Source organism: Roseateles sp. P5_D6 (assembly GCF_054049415.1).
This window is the reverse complement of the sequence record NZ_JBFUMK010000005.1, coordinates 189736-206181: the sequence shown is the minus strand read 5'-3', so window position 1 is coordinate 206181 and position 16446 is coordinate 189736. Positions and strand designations below refer to the sequence as shown.

Genomic DNA, 16446 nt, shown 5'->3' with positions numbered 1-16446 from the left:
GAGAGATTCATGAGTGCAGTTCTTTCACCGGGTATCTCCGGCGGCCTGACGCTGGACGACACCCGCGCCGTGCCGCGCCGGCTCGTTGCGCCAGCGCCTCTGGCCACCACGGTACCGCTGCGCTCGCAGCTGAAGCCGCCGGCCGGCGCCAACCGCGGCACCGGCATCGCCCTGGTCGTCGGCTTGCACATCGTGCTGGGCTGGGGGCTGACGACGGGCCTGGCGTCCAAGGCCGTCGATGCGATCAAGAAGCCCATCGAGATGGCGCTGCTGCCCGAGGTGCTGCCGCCGCCACCACCCCCACCGCCGCCGCCCAAGGTCGTCAAGATCGAGCCAGTGCAGAAGGCCGCTCCACCGCCGGCCTATGTGCCGCCGCCCGAGGTCGTGCCCGCCGTCGCGCCACCGCCCGCGCCCATCCAGGTCGTGCAGGCGCAGCCGCCGAAGGAAACGGTTGTCGTGGCGGCAGCACCCGCGCCTGTGCCCGCACCACCGCCGCCCGCTGCGCCCGCCGTCATCAAGCGCGAGATCAGCCTGGCCTGCCCAGGCTACGAGGCCGTGCTGGCCTCCGCGCTGGAAGAGGCCATCGACCGCGTCGGTCTCAAGGGCACGGTGCAGACGTTGATCAAGATTCGCGGCAACCAGGTCGTCGACGTGCTGCCGCAATCAGGCCCCAAGGAGTACCACAAGTACGTTCAGGCCGCCGTCAAGCGCATGCGCTGCACGGCCGGTGGTGCCGATGAGGTGCAGGTGTCCCTGCCCGTCATATTTTCCTGACACGACGGGCATGCAAGGTAACGCGGCGGCGCGCCAATGGGGCGCCAGCAGCCGGCTGAAAGAGGTTCAGTGGCGGTCTGCGCGCGCCGGCAGGGCGGCCATGCTGCCGCTATCCCCGGATGGCGTGGCGACAGCGTTTGTGTCGCTGGGCTCGAGGTCCCCAGCGCGCCGGTCACGCAGCACGGAGCGAGCTTCGTAGAGGCAGTCGGCGCGCGACTGGATGGTGTTGCCGGACAGGCAATTGGCGCGTTCCTGTTGGTAGATTTCCGTGGCGCTCTGCGTTTGTGCGGTGATGGGCAACACGATCGCGACCACGGCCGCTGCGGCAACAGCCGTGCGGACCGGCGTCTGCCATGAAGTGAATCGGCGGATGCTCATGACGTACTCCTGGTGGATCAGGCACTGATCGGGCTTCGCCAGCCCGGCAGTGCCGGTACCGTTGCTGGCTGGGAAGCGGGGCAATCCAAGTGCCGGCTGCGTCTGGCGACGGCCAGATCTGGTGCTTTCCAGTTACTCGCGATGACTTGTTGACGCCTTTTGCCGCGGAGCCGCCTGGCGACGTTGTTGACGTTCCAGGTCGCGACCCGCACGGCGTTACCGCTTGCTGGCTTTCAAGTGAGCCTCAACAGCCGCGGCGTCGTTGCCGACTGCCTTCACGGCCGCCTTGAGCTCGTCCGGCGTCACGCCGAACTTCGTGGCCCAGTCGCGCACCTCGTAGTCCTCGCTGAGGCTGATGCGGCTGCGGTCCTGGCTACCGGTCTTGGTCTTGTCGTCTGACATGGAAGTCTCCTGGAATGCCCATGAAACCGCCATCGTGGTGCCGTTGGAGCGGGGCGCATGAAGGACAAGTACCCGCCGTGCTGCAAGCGTCGGCCTACGCCATGCAGAGTCCGCAGATTAGGGATGCGGCGGCGGGATGAGCCGGCGTCCTACAACCCAGCTTGGATGGGGCGCCCAGGATGGCATTCGCTGCGACTGCCGGAGCGTGCCATGACCCAGAGCTTTGATCGGTCCCGGTTGGCCGAAATTGCCGAAGCGCCGCCAATGCCGCGGGTGTCTTTCCCCGGCCGCGAGGAGATCGCCGCCATGCGGCGGAGCCTGCGGCGAATACAGGAGCTGTTGAAACGCAAAGGCCGTGAGTCGCGAGCGTCCCGCCGCGAGCGGGAACCGGCCGCAGCGGCGCGCCGCCTGGTCTCGGTGGGCTGAAGCTTCGCGTTACCAGCGTTCGGCGGGAAACGTCGGCGCTTTCGGTGTGGTGCGGTCCTTGGCCAAACGTTCCAGGGGGCCGGGCTCCAGGCGGTCCCATCGAACCGCGTCTTCACCGCGCCGCGGCTCGGCCGTCTGAGCCGGGTCGCCCGGTATCGAGGCCGGCGCAACCGGTTGGGTTCGCGCGGGTGCACCCGCGACGGCGCTCGTTGCGACCGCGCAGCCTGCGAGCAGGCCAAGGGCAGAACCTGGGAGATCGAACTTCATTGCGGGCTCCTTCGCTGGGTGCGGGACAGGACACCAAAGCCGGGGAATGCGCGCGCCCAGAACGCCAGCTCGAAGATGCCGCCGAGGGCCAGCAGGGCGGTGGCGCCGCTATCCAGCCCAATGCCATAGCAGGCCAGGGCGGCCAGCAAGAGGGCGGCGGTCACGAGGCGGTGTTTCATGGCATCCCGATGCAACGCTTGAGATGGCCATGCTAACGCGATGCCGCCTGCATGGCCGTCATCCAGCGTGAGTTGGCTGCCCACGACCAAGCGGGTAGAGTCAGCGGCGATTGCGGGAATCCAAGGGGCTTGCATGTTCCGTGGGCTCCCACTGATATCTGGCGCCAGGGAGGCGAACAGTTAGCCATGCAATATCTGCCCTCCAGCTACGCCCCGTGGGTGGTCGCTGCGTCGCTGCTGATCGCCAGCTTTGCGTCCTATGTTGCGCTTGATCTGGCCAAGCGGGTCCGCACCCGTGACCGCGGCGTCGCCGTGAATTGGTGGGTCGGAGGCTCGCTGGCGATGGGCACCGGCATCTGGTGCATGCACTTCGTGGGCATGCTTGCCTTCTCTCTGCCGATTCCGCTCGGTTATACCGTGGTGCTGACAGTGGCATCGTGGGTCGCCGGGGTCGCCGTGTCGGCCATCGCCCTGTTTGTCGCGAGCCAAGGCGAGCTCACCTGGCGCCGCCTGGCCGGTGGTGCCATCGCGATGGGGCTGGGCATCTGCGCGATGCACTACACCGGCATGGCGGCGCTCGACATGTCGCCCGGCATCGTCTGGAATTTGCTGTTGGTCGCGGCATCGGCGCTGATCGCGATCGCTGCGTCGGCGGCGGCGTTGTTGATCTTCTTCTGGCTGCGCAAGATGGGGGAGAGGCGCGGCATGGTCTTCCAGCCCCTGGCCGCGCTGGTGATGGGCATCGCCATTTGCGGCATGCACTACACGGGCATGGCTGCGGCGAGTTTTCCGGCCGGCACCGTCTGCCTGAGCGCTGACGCGTTGGCAGGCCCGCAGCTCGGGATGATGGTGTCGGTGTCATCCGTCGCGTTGCTGGCGATGACCTTGTTCACTTCGACCCTCGACGCCCGCATGCGCAGCTCGCTGAAGGTCGCGAACGTGAAACTGGAAACGGCCAACGAGGAGCTGCGCCGGCGTGCCTTCCAGGATCCGCTCACCGGCCTGCCCAATCGCATGCTGTTCGAGGACCGCCTGACCCATGCGCTGCAGCGCCACGCACGCAACGGCGAGCAGATCTCGGAGCGCAATGCCGGCAAAGTGGCCGTGCTGTTTGTCGACCTSGACGGCTTCAAGCCGGTCAACGACTCGYTCGGCCAYGCCGCCGGCGATGCGGTGCTGAGGGAGGTTGCCGTGCGCCTGCGTTCAGCGGCCCGCGACGCCGACACGGTGGCGCGCATCGGTGGCGACGAGTTCGTGCTGTTGATGGAGGACGTCAGCAGCCTGGTGGACTGCGTCAGCCTCGCCCGCCGCCTGATCGAGGCACTGGCGGCACCTCTGGAGATCGGCGGCCGCCGGGTCGCCTTGTCTGGATCGGTTGGCATCGCCGCCTACCCTGATCACGGTGACGGCGACAAGCTGGTCATGCATGCGGACGCCGCGATGTACACCGCCAAACGCGCCGGGGGCAGCACCTATGCGCTGTACGAGGCGCATATGGACGAAGGTGCGCAGGAGCAGCTCAATCTGCTGAACGACCTTCGCCATGCCATCGAGCATGAGCAACTGCAGCTCTATTACCAACCCAAGATCGATGGCCAGCATGGCCAGATCCGCGGTGTCGAAGCCCTGCTGCGCTGGAATCATCCGGAGCGCGGCCTGCTGGCCCCGGGTCTGTTCATCCCTCTCGCAGAGCGCTTCGGCCTCATCAACGGCCTTGGCAGCTGGGTCATCGAAGAGGCCTGCCGGCAGATGCACGCCTGGGCCGAGATCGGGCTGCACATGCGCGTGGCGATCAACCTGTCGGTGCATCAACTGCGCGAGGAAGACCTGGCGGCGCGGATCGAAGCGGCCCTTTCCAGGAACTTGGTCGAACCCTCCCAACTGCTTTGCGAAATCACCGAGTCCGTCGCGATGGAGGATCTCAAAAGCACGCAGCGCGCGTTCGAGGAGTTGGCCCGGATCGGCGTGTTTCTCTCCATCGACGATTTCGGGACCGGCTATTCCAGCCTCAGCTATCTGCGCCAGCTGCCCGCCCGCCAGCTCAAGATCGATCGCAGCTTCGTTGCCGACGTCGAGACCAGCAGCGACGCCAAGGCCATCGTCAGCGCCGTCATCCAGTTGGCCCATGAGCTGGGGTTGCGCGTCGTCGCCGAGGGTGTGGAGACCAAGGGGCAACGCGACATCCTGCTGGCGCTGCACTGCGACGAACTGCAGGGCTATTTCCTGGCGCGGCCCATGGCGGCCGAGACGCTGCAGGCCTGGACCGAAGGGCAAAAGCCCGCCGGCACGGCTGATTTCTCACCCTCTGTATTGGGTGGTCATCTCATGATGGAGGTCGGGGCCCTGGGCGCGATGGGCTTGCAGGACAACACGGCGACGCCGTTCTGACGGCAACCGGGCAGCGCGGCCTCAGGCGTCGAGCAGCGTGTTCAAAATCTCCAGGCAGGCCTGGGCGGTCCGGTTGTCGGCGTCCTGTTCCTCATGCCAAGTAGAGACGGAGACGGCGACGATGTTGTACGCGCGCAGGGCGCCAAAGAAGTCGGCCATGTCCGCGGCACTGGGGCCGCGCTGGACATGGTATTTGAGCGCAGGCATATGGGTTGGGTCGTCGATGATGTCGGTGTCCCAGTGCAGGTAGATGCGCTCCTGCGGTTGCAGGTGTGCCAGCACTTCGTCGAGCGGGCAGCGCAGGATCTGGGAGCCGAGCAGCGCTTCGCGCTCGCCGGGGTCGAGATCGCGGGCATCGGCGAGAACGATTTGCTGTTGTGGATAGGCCTGCACGCCGATGGTGGCCAGGCAGGCGCGTGCCGCCTGGCTGCGCGGGTCGAGATCGTGGTCGACCCGTCCGACGAACAGGGCCAGGGGCATGCCGCCGATGTACTGGGTCTGGCTGCTGGACCAGGTGTGGAAGTCGCCATGGGCATCCAGCCAGAGCACACGCTCGGGCGGCTGGCCGGCTTGCTGCAGCCCGGCCAGTAGCCCCAAGCTGGAGACACAGTCGCCGGCGAGGCTGACTGGCCGACGACCGCTACGGGCCAGCGCGGCGACACGAGCAGCCAGCAGGGCGTAGAGGTGCCCCAAGCTGTCCAGCTTGGCGATGGGATCGTCGATCCGCGTCGCATGCTGCCGTGCCGGTGCCAGCACTTCCCAGGGATGGCGGTCGATGTCGAGCACGCGGCGCAGGCCGTCGCGGCGCTGGCCCATCAGGTAGGGCAGCAGAAGCCTTGTATTCACAGCCATCTGTCGGGCTCCATGGGATAGCCAAGCCTGTCCATCATCTCGCGCACCTCGGTCCGCTGAGCCAGGTCCAGCAGCAAGGCGCTTCTTTTGTGCCAGCGCTTGGAGCTCGGTGGTTCGGTGGCCATCTTGATGGGCAGCGCATCTGGCGGGGCCATGGCGGGCAGGCCCAGATGGTCGGTGATCAACCGCAGCGTTGCGATGGGGTTGTCGACGAAGTCTTCAAAAGACACGCGCAGGGTGCAGACGCCGCTTTGCAGGATGGCTTCGTGGATGGAGTACCACTGGTTCAGGCACACCTCTTCCAGCTTCGCCCGGGTGAACTGGAGCCAGTTGGGTGGCAGGTCGAACTTCCACCACTTGCGGCCGAAAGCCACGGTGTCGGAATAGCCGGGGATGGCGAGTTCGCAGCCGATCTTGCTGAGGTCGTGGGAGAAGAATCCCAGCGGGTAGAGCCAGCCGTCCATCAGGCCGTTGATGGACTGCGCGAAACCCCGGGTCAGATGGATGTAGCTCACCTCGGCGTTGGGGAACAACTGCTCGTACATGCCGATGCGGTAGGCGTCGGACGGCGCCTTGAACAGCAGCACCGATTCCCGCACATCGGCCGAGCCGAAGGGCCGCCGCTTGAGCGTGGGTACCACGAAGGGCGGCTCCTCGATTTTCAAGGGTTCGTCGAAGTGCCGGCCGTCGCCGCGGTTGGCCTTGCCGTCGTAGTAGCTGATCCGCCAAGGCTCGTCGCTGAACACGGCGGAGAGCACAAGTTCCTGGAGCTCGGTTTCGCTGCGACGCTCGCCGCCTTCGAACTGGCCCAAGGCCGCCTCCAGCGACTGTTCCAGGCGCCGCTCGGCAGCGGTGTCCAGGAAACGCGACGGGAACTGCAGCAGCAGCCGGTTCTTCCACTTCCTGAGCAGCAGCTCGGTATCGAGGAGGTCCGCCGAGGCAAAGGAAACCTCGTCCAGGATGTTGCTGCTCAATTCCTCGACATTGGCCACCCGCTCGATGCCATCGCTGTCGGAGTTCTGATTGAAGCCGTTGCCCGACAAGGCCAGCAACGGGTCCAGTTCCCCATCCAGTGAAGCGATGCTCGGATGCAGGGCCAGGGCCTCCTTGAAGAGGCTGGATCCGCCGCGCGAGCCGCACAGGATGACGGCCACCCTGCGGACCCTCGTTCTCAGGCCTGAGCGCGGGACGGCGCGGCGCGCCTTGATGGCCAGTAGCAGGCTGTCCATGGGGGGCGATGCGTCAGGTTCCTGGAATCGATCAAGCCCAGGTCATCTCGTAGACGAAGAACTGCTGGCGCCCGGTTTCGTCCGTGGCTTCGCTGGCCAGCTCCCTGGTCTGCAGGCCCGCTGTTTGCGCCAGGCGCTTCATGGCCTCGATTTCGCCGAAGTTGGACTGCACGAAATAGATGCGCCCTTTGGGCTTCAAATGCCGGCCCACGCCTTCGAAGAAGCGCGTGTTGGTCTTGAAATCGGTGTCCCACTGGGACATGGCCACCACATCGTGTGCCGGCTTGTTTCGAAACGGCAGATTGGCGGTGATGACATCGAACTGCTCGTCGCCCAGCGCCTCGAACAAATTGGACTGCAGCGCTGTCATGGTGCCGGCAAAGCCGTGCATCTGGGCGTTGTGGGTGGCGCTTTGGATGGCCGCCGGGTTGATGTCCACGCCCACCACCCGCCCGGCGCCCTGATAGCAGGCAAAGATGCCGATGACGCCCGAGCCGGTGCCCACGTCGAGCACGGTTTCGCCTGGCGCGACCGTGAAATTCCTGACCAGCGGCAGGCTGTCGGCGAAGGGCCAGAAGGTGTCGGGGTAGACCAGGAACTCCTTGTCCAGATAGCGGACTTTGCGGCCTTCCGGCGGCACGGATTTGAAGAGTTGCTGCCGCTGTGCCTGCCACTGGTCTGTGTAGCTCATCAGGTCCATCTGCCACCTCCAGGGCCAAAGCATTGCCAGATTTGCTTGAACTGGCAACGGAGAAATCTCCTATGCCGCAGTTTGGACAAGTTAGGTCATACGTCACGCAACAGGCCTTGCAAGACGCTAGCCGTGCCCGTACTCTTCGTTCAAACGAGCTTAGACAACACACTTAACCCGTTATCCATGTGGCCTACATGGCCTTGGCGTGGTGGGTGCGGGAGGACCAAATGAGCGCTCCGACCCCGGCGGGTCGCGGTCTGAACCGCCGTCTGAATCGCCGTCATCTGGCAGGCCTGGCCTCACTCGCCGTGCTTGCCACGGCGTTTGGCCTGAGCCGGCGCCGGTCCGGCCCGCCCTTGGCGCCCGAGCGGCTCTCGATTGCGCTTCCCCAGGCGCCGCATGCCGGTCTTATTCACATCGCCGCGGCACGGGGCTTCTTCGATGAACGCGGTCTGGCAGTGACGGTGCTGCCGCAAACCCATGGCAAAGCTGCGCTGGCCGAGCTCCTGCGAGGCGGCGCGGACCTCGCCGCCGCGGCCGACGTGCCCATCGTCATCGAGGTGCTCAAAGGTGCGCCGCTGAGCATGGCGGCGGCGGTGGCGAGCGCCTCCAACGAACTGGCCGTGCTGGCGCGTCGCGACCGCGAAATCAGCTCACCGGCCGGCCTGCAGGGGCGCCGGGTGGGCGTCACCCTCGGTACCAGCGGCGAATACTTCCTGTGGGCCTTCATGGTGCGCCATCGCCTGGCCCCGCAGTCGCTGATCCTCGTGGACCTGCCGCCAACCCGCCTGATCGCCGCGCTGCGCGACGGCAGCGTGGACGCCATCGCCGCCTGGCAGCCGGTCCGGCATGAAGCCGAACTGGCCCTGGGCAGCGCCATCATCTCGTTCAGTGCACCCGATGCCTATGCCCAGAACTACGTGCTTGTCGGCCGCAGCGAATTCATGTCTACCCGCGGCGAGGCTTTGCGCCGACTGCTGCTGGCCCTGCTGGATGCCGAGCGTTTCGTGCAGCTCGACCCCCAGCAGGCGAAGACGCTGCTGGCGGCACGCCTGAAGCTCGACCCCGAGGCGCTCGAGCCGGCCTGGCAGGCCCTGGATCTGGAGGTCGATCAGCAGCAGGCCCAGTTGGTCACGCTTGAAGACGTGGCGGGCTGGGCGATGGCGCGCGGTTATGCGCCCACGCAGCCGATGCCGAACTTCCTGTCCCATCTGAGCCTCGACGCCTTGCTGGCCGCGAGCCCGGGGCGGGTGACGGTGGTGCGATGAAGATCAGCAGCAAGGCCCGGATCGCCGCAGCGCTGATGTTCGGCGCCATGGTGCTGATCGCCGCCAGCATCGGCTGGGCGAACACCCAGGTCAGTGCCGCTGTCAAGCAGCGCCGCCACAGCGCCGCGATCGCCAGCGCGCTCAACGACATCCGCATGGTCACCTTCGAATACCTGCTCAACCGTCGCGAACGCGCCCGATTGCAGGAACAGGCGGTCTGGCAGCGTCTTGAAGGCCTGCTTGCATTGCCGACCGGCCTTGACGATGCCGCAGCCAGGACACTGGCCGAGCTGCGTGCCAACGGCGAGGCCAGCCACCGCTTGTTCGGCGAAGTTGTGCCCACGCGAGCTGCCGGTGGCGTCGCTGACGAGGTCCAGCAGCGCTTCGAGGTCCAGATCTCCAGCCGGCTGCTGATCCTGCAGCAAAGAAGCCTCGTCGACGCGGCCAAGCTGATTGACGATGCGGGCGTTCGTATCGACGAGACGCAACAGCGAGTGGTCCTCGTGACGGCCGCGGGACTGGTGTTGATGGCGCTGATCACGGGGGCTGCCGTCTGGATGTTCCGGCGCGACGTGCTCCGCCCTATCGCGCGGCTCGAGCAGGCCACTCGCGAGGTGGCCGCCGGCAACTGGTCGTTCGAGCTCGATGTCGGCAGCGCCGATGAACTCGGCGAGATGGCGCGTCACTTCGACGCGATGACGCGCGCGCTGCAGGATTCCTTCGGCCAGCTCGAGCTCAGCAATCGGGAACTTGTCTCGCTGAACAACGAGCTCGAGTCGTTCAGCTATTCGGTCTCGCACGACCTGCGCAGCCCCCTTCGCAGCATGGATGGCTTCTCGCTGGCTTTGATCGAGGACTATGGCGATCAGCTCGACGACGAGGCCCGTGACAGCCTGCAGCGCATCCGCGCCGCCAGCCAGCGCATGGGGCGGCTGATCGACGAGCTGCTGGGCCTGGCGAGAGTGACGCGGGCCGAGTTGCGGATTCAGGAGGTGGACATCAGCGCCATGGTCCACGAGATGGCGGCCACACTGGCCCGGAGTCAGCCCGAGCGCCAGGTGCGCTGGGAGATCGACGAGGGCATCAGGGTGCAGGCCGACCGGGAGCTGATCCACATCGCGCTGCAGAACCTGCTCGAAAACGCCTGGAAATTCACGGGCAAGACCGCCGATGCCGTCATTCGCGTGGGCATGCGCCATGAAGGCAGGGACCGGGTCTGCTTTGTCGCCGACAACGGTGCAGGCTTCGACATGGCCTACGCCGATCGCCTGTTCGGCGCCTTCCAGCGCCTTCACCACGAAAGCGATTTCCCGGGCACCGGCGTCGGCCTGGCCATCGTTCAGCGCGTGCTGCGCCGCCATGGCTGGCCGTTATGGGCCCAGGCCAGCCTCGGCAGTGGCGCCACATTCTTCTTCCGTATCCTGGAGCAAACCGATGAACGACGAGAAGGTCATCCTGCTGGTTGAAGACAACCCGGACGATGTCGCGCTGACGCTGCGTGCGTTCAAGCGCAGCCATCTGATGAATCCGCTGGTCGTCGCCCGCGACGGCGTGGAAGCGCTCGACTTCCTGTTCGCGCGTGGTGCCCATGCCGATCGTGCCGAGGCGGCGTTGCCAACACTGATCATCCTCGACTTGAAGCTGCCCAGGCTGGATGGGCTGGGCGTGCTCAAGGCGCTGCGCGCCGACCCCCGCACGGCGTTGCTGCCGGCGGTGATCCTGACCTCGTCCAAGGAGGAGCAGGACATCGTTTCGGGCTACAAGCTGGGCGCCAACAGCTATGTGCGCAAGCCCGTCGACTTCACCGAGTTTCTCGAGGCGGTCAAGGTGCTCGGTATCTACTGGCTCGCACTCAACCAATTGCCGCCGCGGCCGGCGTCGTCATGAATCAACGGCCGATCAGGGTTCTTGCCGTCGAGGACTCGGAAAACGACGCCCGCCTGGCGATGCGCCTGCTGCGCCGCGCAGGCTTCGCGCCTGATTTCCACCGGGTCCAGGATCTGGCGGCGCTGCAGTCAGCCCTTGTCCAGGGCCCGTGGGATGCGGTGATCTCCGACTTCAGCATGCCGGGCTTCAGCGGCCTGGAAGCGCTCACCACCTTCCGTGCGAGCGGTCTGGACATCCCCTTCATCTTTGTCTCCGGCACCATCGGCGAGGAAACGGCCGTGGTCGCGATGAAGGCCGGTGCCAACGACTATGTGATGAAGGACAACATGAGTCGGCTTGCGCCGGTGCTCGAGCGCGAGCTCGTCCAGGCCGCTCGCCGGGCCGCGCATCGAGAGGCGGAGGCCGAGTTGAGACGCTTCGAGGCGCAGCTCGGCGAGGCGCAAAAGATGGAATCCCTCGGGACGCTCGCAGGCGGCATCGCCCACGACTTCAACAACATCCTTGGCGCGATCCTCGGCAATGTCGAACTCGCGCGAGGTGAACTCGAGGCCGACCATCCCGCGCTGACGATGTTGGGCGAGATCCAGAAGGCCGGCCTGCGCGCACGCGACCTTGTTCGTCAGATCCTGACCTTCAGCCGCCGCCAGCCGCAGCAATTGCGCAACGTCGCGCTGCGGCCGATCGTCGATGAGACCTACGGCTTGCTGCGCGTGACGCTGCCAGCTGGCGCTGAACTCGAATTGAGCCTGAGCGATGAGCCTCTGCATGTCGATGGCGACGCCACTCAGCTGCAGCAGGTGCTGATGAATCTGAGCACGAATGCCTGGCATGCGTTGCGTGGTGAGGTCGGCAAGATCGTCATCGGCCTTGAGGCGGTGCATCTGGACGCAGCCACAGCCCGGGCATTGTCGGGGCTGGTTGCCGGTCCCTATGCCCATCTATGGGTGAGCGATACGGGCATGGGCATGGACGCCGCAACACGCGAGCGGATCTTCGAACCCTTCTTCACGACCAAGCCGACGGGTCAGGGGACGGGCCTGGGCCTGTCGGTCGTCCATGGCATCGTCGTTGCGCACCAGGGCAGCATTGCCGTGGACAGCGCCCCCGGCCAGGGCTGCACCTTCCACCTCTACCTGCCTGCCGTCAATCCGCCGCTGCCGTCGATGAGCATCGAGCGCATGTCGGATGCGCCGTCCCTCGGGCATGGCGAACACGTGATCTACCTGGACGACGATGAGACCGTCGTGCTGGTCGTCGTGCGCCTGCTGGAGCGGGCCGGCTACCGCTGCAGCGGCTTCACCGAGGCAGCCGCTGCGCTTGCGGCCCTCGGCGACGCACCCGATGCAGTGGACTTGTTCGTGACCGACTACAACATGCCTGTCCGTTCAGGCCTCGACGTCGCACGCGAGATCGCCTCCCTCCGCCCTGGGTTGCCTGTGGTGATCAGCTCAGGCCTGATCACCGACGAATTGCGCGAACAAGCGACGGCCGCGGGTGTGCGCGCCGTGCTTGAAAAGGAAGACACCTTCCGCGACCTGACCGCACTGGTTGGGCGGCTCCTGGCCGCGGCCAGGTGAGCTTACCGGTGGTGCGTGCGCCGCTCCTTCGTTTCGCGTTGGACAACACATCCATTGGCCGGCGAGATCACCGTCTCTTGAAGGATTCCCGCGATAGATTTCGCGCAAAACGCATAGATGTCCCGGTGATGACCAAGTTCTTCAGCGGCCTGAGGGCTCCGCCTTTTCCGCGGGTTGGATGTGTAGACCCGAAAGCGCAGGCAATGCCAGCAGGAGTTCGCGCTGCTCATTGCCAACGCCATACAGCAGGCGCAAGCGCTGCGGCGCCGGTGTGACGGGGAAGAACGCGCTGCGCCGCAGTTCGGCGCCAGGGGCGAGGTCGGCTGGCAACTGGAAGCCGCGCCGCTTGATTTCATACTCGATCACCAGGGACTCGGCGTTGACCCTGCTCTGCGTTCGGTAGGCCGAGATGCCGCCCACCAGCAGGGCCAGAGGCAGGATCGGCACCATCACGGTGTAGCCGGCCGCGCTTGCCAGCACCATGACACCGGCCACCGCACCGGTGGAGCCAATCACCACGATGCGCCCGGCCGTTTTCATCGCGTCGACATTGCGCGTCGTCTCGCTCTTGAGCTGATCGGGTGCGGTGGTGTGGTTGACGTTGTCGAGGACGTCGTTGGCGAGCGAGATCGAGCGCAGCTGGACCGGTGTGCGGCTGTCGTTGCGCACGACCAGCGCGTACTCATCCCAGTCGGCTTCGCGCACCCAGCTGGCCGCATCGTTGCGGACGATGACTTGCTGCACATCGAGCTTGATGCCGTCCGCCGTTTCGGCGCGCCAGCCAAGTGCCGTCGTGGCGTCGAGGGCAGGCGGGTGCAGCAGCCGTGATTGGCCGGCACAGCCACCGAGCAGCAGCGCCGTGGTGGCGACGAAAACGGCGCATGCGGCGACCCTGAGGATTCCTGCGACGAAGCTTGCGGGTGGCTGCATGTGCACCTTCGAACGGAATCCATCGGGCCGCATGCACTATAGGCGTGGGCGGCCGCCCTCGCGGTGGCGACGCTTGCGGTAGATTCGCTTCGCCCCCCAACGCCCATCGACATGAACCGCCTGCAGTCCGAGTTGCATCGCTTGTACCTTTTGACCTCGCCGGATCTGGGCGGGCATTTGATCGATGGTGCGGGCCAGGTACGGGCAATGGTCATGGAGCTGACTGGCCCCGCCGACTGGGATGTGCTGTCCAAGGTCTGGCGCGGCGTGCAGGCCGATCTTGAGCTGCCCGCCCCCGCCATCGCCGTGTCGGGCAGCGACGGGCTGCAGCTGTGGTTCTCGCTGCAGGCGCCGATGAGCGCATTGCGCGCGGAGGCGTTTCTCGCCCATCTGCAGGCACGCTATCTGGCCGGCGTCGCGCCTGCACGCCTGCGGTTGAGTCCATCGGCAGCCGGCCAGACCTTCGACGCAGCGCTCGTGCCGGCGCAGCAGGACGCCACGGAAAACTGGTCCGCCTTCGTCGCGCCCGACCTCGCCCCGGTGTTTGCCGACACACCCTGGCTGGACATCCCGCCGGGCATCGAAGGGCAGGCTGACCTGCTCGCGCGGCTGGAGAGCATCAAGCCGGCGGCTCTGGCCGCCGCGATGCAACGGCTGCAGCCCGTGGTCTCGACAGGCTCATCGCCCGCAGCTCAACCGTCGAGCGCAGATGTGGAGCCCAAGCGCTTCCTGCAGCAGGTGCTGAACGACGAGACGGCCGCGCTGGCCTTGCGGGTCGAGGCGGCAAAGGCGTTGTTGCGCTATGCCGAACAGCCAGGCTCCCGGCAGAACGACTGAACCGCCAGCAACACCATCGCCGCCGCCCGATCGTCCCGGCCGTGCACGATGGGCCGCTGCAGATAGAAGTCCAGCGTCGGCCCGGCCGGCGTGCCGGCGCAGACATCGCGGAAGCCGCCGGTTGCATCGATGCGCGACTGCATGCCCGCCCAAGCGCGCGTGACGGCCGCGTCTGCCACGCCGGCGGGCAGCCAGCCGTGGCTGCGGGCCATGACCAGTGCGGTCAGGCTCATCGCCGTCACGGTCAGTTCGGGCTGGGCGCTGGGCTGGTCCAGCACCTGGCGCCACAGGCCGTCCGCGCCCTGAAGGGGCAGCAGCGCGTACAGCTGGTTTTGCAGACGCCCGAGCAGGGGTGCTGCGGCGGCGGAACCCTGCAGCGGGCCGGCGAAGGCTTGCGCAAGGGCGAGCGACGCGAAGCCGTTGCCGCGGCCCCAGGCGACCGGGGAAGCCTCAGCGTGTTCAAAAAGGCCGTCGGGCCGCTGCAGTCGGTCAGAGAGATGCAGCAGCGCAGCGGTCAGGGCGACGGCCGCGCGCTTGCGTTCCTGCGCGGGCAGCAGGGGCGCGGTGCGGTCCAGCAGCAGCGTGGCCGTGAACATGTCGTCCGTCCACGAGCGCAAGCCGGCGAGGCGCGGGCCGGCGGCGGTGTCGGCCAGTACCGAGCGCAGCGCCTGCACGGCCAGCGCGCCGGCCGCCGTGTCGCCGTCGAGCGTCGCCGCTTCCGCCAGCGCGGCATAGCCGGCCAGGCGCGGCCAGTCGGTGGGCAAGGCGTAGCCCGGCGCGCTGACGGCCTCGCGCAGGGCTGCCGTGGCGGTGCGCGCCATCTCGAGCTGGCCAAGATGCCGCTGTGCCGAGATCAGCAGCGCGCTGACGTAATGCGGCGTTGGCGTGGCGACGTACTGTGAGGCGATGGATAGCGCCAGGCGCCGTGCGTCGCTCGCTGGCGGCTGGGCCGCCGGGCGCGCGCTGGTGGCGACGGCGCCCAAGGCAATGCAGGCCTGGCGCCGCCTCACAGCAGCGTGGTGGCCAGGCCGATCGCCGCGCACAGGCCCAGCAGCGGCATGACGCCCAGCTTGAAGCGAAACAGCGCAATGCCGGCGCCGACGGCGATGAGGGCCGAGACCGCGTCGAAGCGCCCGCCAAAGCCCTGGGGCCACAGCACGTGATACGCGAAGAACACGGCCAGGTTGAGGATGACGCCGACGACCGCCGCCGTGATGGCCGTCAGTGGCGCGGTGAACTGCAGCTTGCCGTGCGTGGACTCGATGACCGGGCCGCCGGCCAGGATGAAGACAAAGGACGGCAGGAAGGTGAAGAAGGTGACGACGCTCGCCGCCGCGGCGCCGGCCACGAAGAGCGAGTCCGGCCCGAAGAGCTGCTTCACCCAGCCGCCGACGAAGCCGACGAAGGCGACCACCATGATCAGCGGCCCCGGCGTCGTCTCGCCCAGGGCCAGGCCGTCGATCATCTGCGTGCCGGTCAGCCACTGGTGCTGCTCGACGGCGCCCTGGTAGACATAGGGCAGCACCGCATAGGCGCCGCCAAAGGTCAGCAGCGCGGCCTTGGTGAAGAACCAGCCCATCTGCGTCAGCGCGCCTTGAAAACCGTGGGCGGCGACCAGGCCGGCCATGGCGGCCAGCCACAGCCCGAGGCCGATGGCGAGCACGCGGGCCAGGCGGCTGCGGCTGAAGCGGGCATGGGGTGGCGTCGGCGTGTCGTCGTCGATGAGGGCCGGGCCGTAGCCCTGCTTGGCAGCACCGTGGCCGCCGCCGAGGGCGAAAACCTGCGGCGCCAACCGGCCGCCGATGTGGCCGATGAGGGCAGCGGCCAGCACGATCAGCGGGAAGGGTGCGTCCAGCGCAAAGATGGCGACAAAGGCGGCGGCAGCGATGCCCCACAGCCAGCCGTTCTTCAGCGCCCGCGTGCCGATGCGGTGGGCCGCATGCACGACCAGCGCCGTCACCGCGGGCTTGAGGCCATAGAAGAGGCCGGCCACGACGGGCAGCTTGCCCCAGGCCATGTAGACCCAGGCCAGCGCGACGAGGATGAAGAGGGACGGCAGCACGAACAGCGCGCCGGCGACGATGCCGCCCCAGCTGCGATGCATCAGCCAGCCGATGTAGGTGGCCAGCTGCTGGGCCTCGGGGCCGGGCAGGACCATGCAGTAGTTCAGCGCGTGCAGGAAGCGCTTCTCGCTGATCCAGCGGCGCCGCTCGACCAGCTCGGTGTGCATGATGGCGATCTGGCCGGCCGGCCCGCCGAAGCTGATGAAGCCGAGCTTGAGCCAGAAGCGGAAGGCTTCGCAGAAGCTGACGGGGCGGGGCGGCGAGTCGATGGCGGGGGCTCCGGGCTGAAGACGGT

At 67.0% G+C, this 16446-nt stretch carries 18 protein-coding genes; 8 read left to right on the top strand and 10 right to left on the bottom strand.

The window, feature by feature from the left end; all coding sequences use genetic code 11:
* Positions 1-9: 9 nt before the first annotated feature.
* Positions 10-774 carry a hypothetical protein gene (locus ACXJKM_RS08640; protein ID WP_457351649.1) on the top strand — a complete coding sequence of 255 codons (765 nt, stop codon included), beginning with the start codon at positions 10-12 and terminating at the stop codon, positions 772-774.
* Between the two features lie 66 nt (positions 775-840).
* Here ACXJKM_RS08640 and ACXJKM_RS08635 read toward each other — a convergent pair whose 3' ends face one another.
* Both ACXJKM_RS08635 and ACXJKM_RS08630 read right to left on the bottom strand, forming a co-directional pair.
* Entirely contained in the window at positions 841-1152 is a 312-nt protein-coding gene (locus tag ACXJKM_RS08635; protein WP_457351647.1) for a hypothetical protein, read from the bottom strand.
* 216 nt (positions 1153-1368) lie between these two features.
* The gene (locus ACXJKM_RS08630) at positions 1369-1554 is read right to left on the bottom strand and encodes a DUF3606 domain-containing protein (RefSeq protein ID WP_457351645.1); all 186 of its coding nucleotides are present in this window, start codon (positions 1552-1554) and stop codon (positions 1369-1371) included.
* A gap of 210 nt (positions 1555-1764) precedes the next feature.
* Here ACXJKM_RS08630 and ACXJKM_RS08625 point away from each other — a divergent pair, with 210 nt between their 5' ends.
* The gene (locus tag ACXJKM_RS08625; RefSeq protein WP_457351643.1) at positions 1765-1980 is read left to right on the top strand and encodes a hypothetical protein; all 216 of its coding nucleotides are present in this window, start codon (positions 1765-1767) and stop codon (positions 1978-1980) included.
* A 9-nt stretch (positions 1981-1989) separates the two neighbouring features.
* Here ACXJKM_RS08625 and ACXJKM_RS08620 read toward each other — a convergent pair whose 3' ends face one another.
* Positions 1990-2247 carry a hypothetical protein gene (locus ACXJKM_RS08620; RefSeq protein WP_457351641.1) on the bottom strand — a complete coding sequence of 86 codons (258 nt, stop codon included), beginning with the start codon at positions 2245-2247 and terminating at the stop codon, positions 1990-1992.
* Positions 2244-2426 (bottom strand): hypothetical protein, encoded by a 183-nt coding sequence (locus ACXJKM_RS08615; protein ID WP_056193870.1) that lies wholly within the window; start codon positions 2424-2426, stop codon positions 2244-2246. Before ACXJKM_RS08615 ends, ACXJKM_RS08620 begins: the two co-directional genes overlap by 4 nt.
* Positions 2427-2612: 186 nt before the next feature.
* On the opposite strand from ACXJKM_RS08615, the gene ACXJKM_RS08610 reads away from it, so the two are divergent.
* A complete protein-coding gene (locus ACXJKM_RS08610) occupies positions 2613-4814 on the top strand; it encodes a putative bifunctional diguanylate cyclase/phosphodiesterase (protein WP_457351886.1) in 2202 nt (733 codons plus the stop codon).
* A 21-nt stretch (positions 4815-4835) separates the two neighbouring features.
* Here ACXJKM_RS08610 and ACXJKM_RS08605 read toward each other — a convergent pair whose 3' ends face one another.
* Genes ACXJKM_RS08605 through ACXJKM_RS08595 form a run of 3 tightly spaced genes read right to left on the bottom strand, consistent with a single transcriptional unit; the run spans position 4836 to position 7595 of the window.
* A complete protein-coding gene (locus ACXJKM_RS08605) occupies positions 4836-5660 on the bottom strand; it encodes an arginase family protein (protein ID WP_457351639.1) in 825 nt (274 codons plus the stop codon).
* On the bottom strand, positions 5657-6895 hold the full coding sequence (locus ACXJKM_RS08600; protein WP_457351637.1) for a hypothetical protein: 1239 nt from the start codon (positions 6893-6895) through the stop codon (positions 5657-5659). Before ACXJKM_RS08600 ends, ACXJKM_RS08605 begins: the two co-directional genes overlap by 4 nt.
* A gap of 31 nt (positions 6896-6926) precedes the next feature.
* Positions 6927-7595 carry a methyltransferase gene (locus ACXJKM_RS08595; protein ID WP_457351635.1) on the bottom strand — a complete coding sequence of 223 codons (669 nt, stop codon included), beginning with the start codon at positions 7593-7595 and terminating at the stop codon, positions 6927-6929.
* A gap of 221 nt (positions 7596-7816) precedes the next feature.
* On the opposite strand from ACXJKM_RS08595, the gene ACXJKM_RS08590 reads away from it, so the two are divergent.
* Genes ACXJKM_RS08590 through ACXJKM_RS08575 form a run of 4 tightly spaced genes read left to right on the top strand, consistent with a single transcriptional unit; the run spans position 7817 to position 12321 of the window.
* Positions 7817-8857: an ABC transporter substrate-binding protein gene (locus tag ACXJKM_RS08590; RefSeq protein ID WP_457324601.1), complete on the top strand. Its 1041-nt coding sequence runs from the start codon at positions 7817-7819 to the stop codon at positions 8855-8857.
* Positions 8854-10323 carry a sensor histidine kinase gene (locus ACXJKM_RS08585; protein WP_457351633.1) on the top strand — a complete coding sequence of 490 codons (1470 nt, stop codon included), beginning with the start codon at positions 8854-8856 and terminating at the stop codon, positions 10321-10323. Before ACXJKM_RS08590 ends, ACXJKM_RS08585 begins: the two co-directional genes overlap by 4 nt.
* Positions 10292-10744, top strand: a complete 453-nt coding sequence (locus tag ACXJKM_RS08580; protein WP_457351631.1) for a response regulator — start codon at positions 10292-10294, stop codon at positions 10742-10744. The genes ACXJKM_RS08585 and ACXJKM_RS08580 overlap by 32 nt, the downstream gene beginning before the upstream one ends.
* Complete coding sequence (locus tag ACXJKM_RS08575; RefSeq protein WP_056193889.1) at positions 10741-12321, top strand: hybrid sensor histidine kinase/response regulator; 1581 nt, start codon at positions 10741-10743, stop codon at positions 12319-12321. Before ACXJKM_RS08580 ends, ACXJKM_RS08575 begins: the two co-directional genes overlap by 4 nt.
* Before the next feature lie 141 nt (positions 12322-12462).
* Here the strand turns inward: ACXJKM_RS08575 and ACXJKM_RS08570 are convergent, their stop codons facing one another.
* On the bottom strand, positions 12463-13251 hold the full coding sequence (locus tag ACXJKM_RS08570; protein WP_457351629.1) for a hypothetical protein: 789 nt from the start codon (positions 13249-13251) through the stop codon (positions 12463-12465).
* 63 nt (positions 13252-13314) lie between these two features.
* Between ACXJKM_RS08570 and ACXJKM_RS08565 the strand changes: the two genes are divergently transcribed.
* On the top strand, positions 13315-14088 hold the full coding sequence (locus ACXJKM_RS08565) for a hypothetical protein (protein ID WP_457351628.1): 774 nt from the start codon (positions 13315-13317) through the stop codon (positions 14086-14088).
* Here the strand turns inward: ACXJKM_RS08565 and ACXJKM_RS08560 are convergent.
* Positions 14052-15071 carry a glycoside hydrolase family 88 protein gene (locus ACXJKM_RS08560; RefSeq protein WP_457351626.1) on the bottom strand — a complete coding sequence of 340 codons (1020 nt, stop codon included), beginning with the start codon at positions 15069-15071 and terminating at the stop codon, positions 14052-14054. The genes ACXJKM_RS08565 and ACXJKM_RS08560 overlap by 37 nt on opposite strands.
* Before the next feature lie 23 nt (positions 15072-15094).
* Positions 15095-16420: a chromate efflux transporter gene (gene chrA, locus ACXJKM_RS08555; protein WP_457351884.1), complete on the bottom strand. Its 1326-nt coding sequence runs from the start codon at positions 16418-16420 to the stop codon at positions 15095-15097.
* Positions 16421-16446 lie beyond the last annotated feature (26 nt).

What these genes read in the sequence shown, in the direction of transcription:
- ACXJKM_RS08640 (WP_457351649.1), top strand. Translation starts at nt 10, where the DNA reads ATGAGTGCAGTTCTTTCACCGGGTATCTCCGGCGGCCTGACGCTGGAC.
- ACXJKM_RS08635 (WP_457351647.1), bottom strand. Translation starts at nt 1,152, where the DNA reads ATGAGCATCCGCCGATTCACTTCATGGCAGACGCCGGTCCGCACGGCT.
- ACXJKM_RS08630 (WP_457351645.1), bottom strand. Translation starts at nt 1,554, where the DNA reads ATGTCAGACGACAAGACCAAGACCGGTAGCCAGGACCGCAGCCGCATC.
- ACXJKM_RS08625 (WP_457351643.1), top strand. Translation starts at nt 1,765, where the DNA reads ATGACCCAGAGCTTTGATCGGTCCCGGTTGGCCGAAATTGCCGAAGCG.
- ACXJKM_RS08620 (WP_457351641.1), bottom strand. Translation starts at nt 2,247, where the DNA reads ATGAAGTTCGATCTCCCAGGTTCTGCCCTTGGCCTGCTCGCAGGCTGC.
- ACXJKM_RS08615 (WP_056193870.1), bottom strand. Translation starts at nt 2,426, where the DNA reads ATGAAACACCGCCTCGTGACCGCCGCCCTCTTGCTGGCCGCCCTGGCC.
- ACXJKM_RS08600 (WP_457351637.1), bottom strand. Translation starts at nt 6,895, where the DNA reads ATGGACAGCCTGCTACTGGCCATCAAGGCGCGCCGCGCCGTCCCGCGC.
- ACXJKM_RS08595 (WP_457351635.1), bottom strand. Translation starts at nt 7,595, where the DNA reads ATGGACCTGATGAGCTACACAGACCAGTGGCAGGCACAGCGGCAGCAA.
- ACXJKM_RS08590 (WP_457324601.1), top strand. Translation starts at nt 7,817, where the DNA reads ATGAGCGCTCCGACCCCGGCGGGTCGCGGTCTGAACCGCCGTCTGAAT.
- ACXJKM_RS08585 (WP_457351633.1), top strand. Translation starts at nt 8,854, where the DNA reads ATGAAGATCAGCAGCAAGGCCCGGATCGCCGCAGCGCTGATGTTCGGC.
- ACXJKM_RS08580 (WP_457351631.1), top strand. Translation starts at nt 10,292, where the DNA reads ATGAACGACGAGAAGGTCATCCTGCTGGTTGAAGACAACCCGGACGAT.
- ACXJKM_RS08575 (WP_056193889.1), top strand. Translation starts at nt 10,741, where the DNA reads ATGAATCAACGGCCGATCAGGGTTCTTGCCGTCGAGGACTCGGAAAAC.
- ACXJKM_RS08570 (WP_457351629.1), bottom strand. Translation starts at nt 13,251, where the DNA reads ATGCAGCCACCCGCAAGCTTCGTCGCAGGAATCCTCAGGGTCGCCGCA.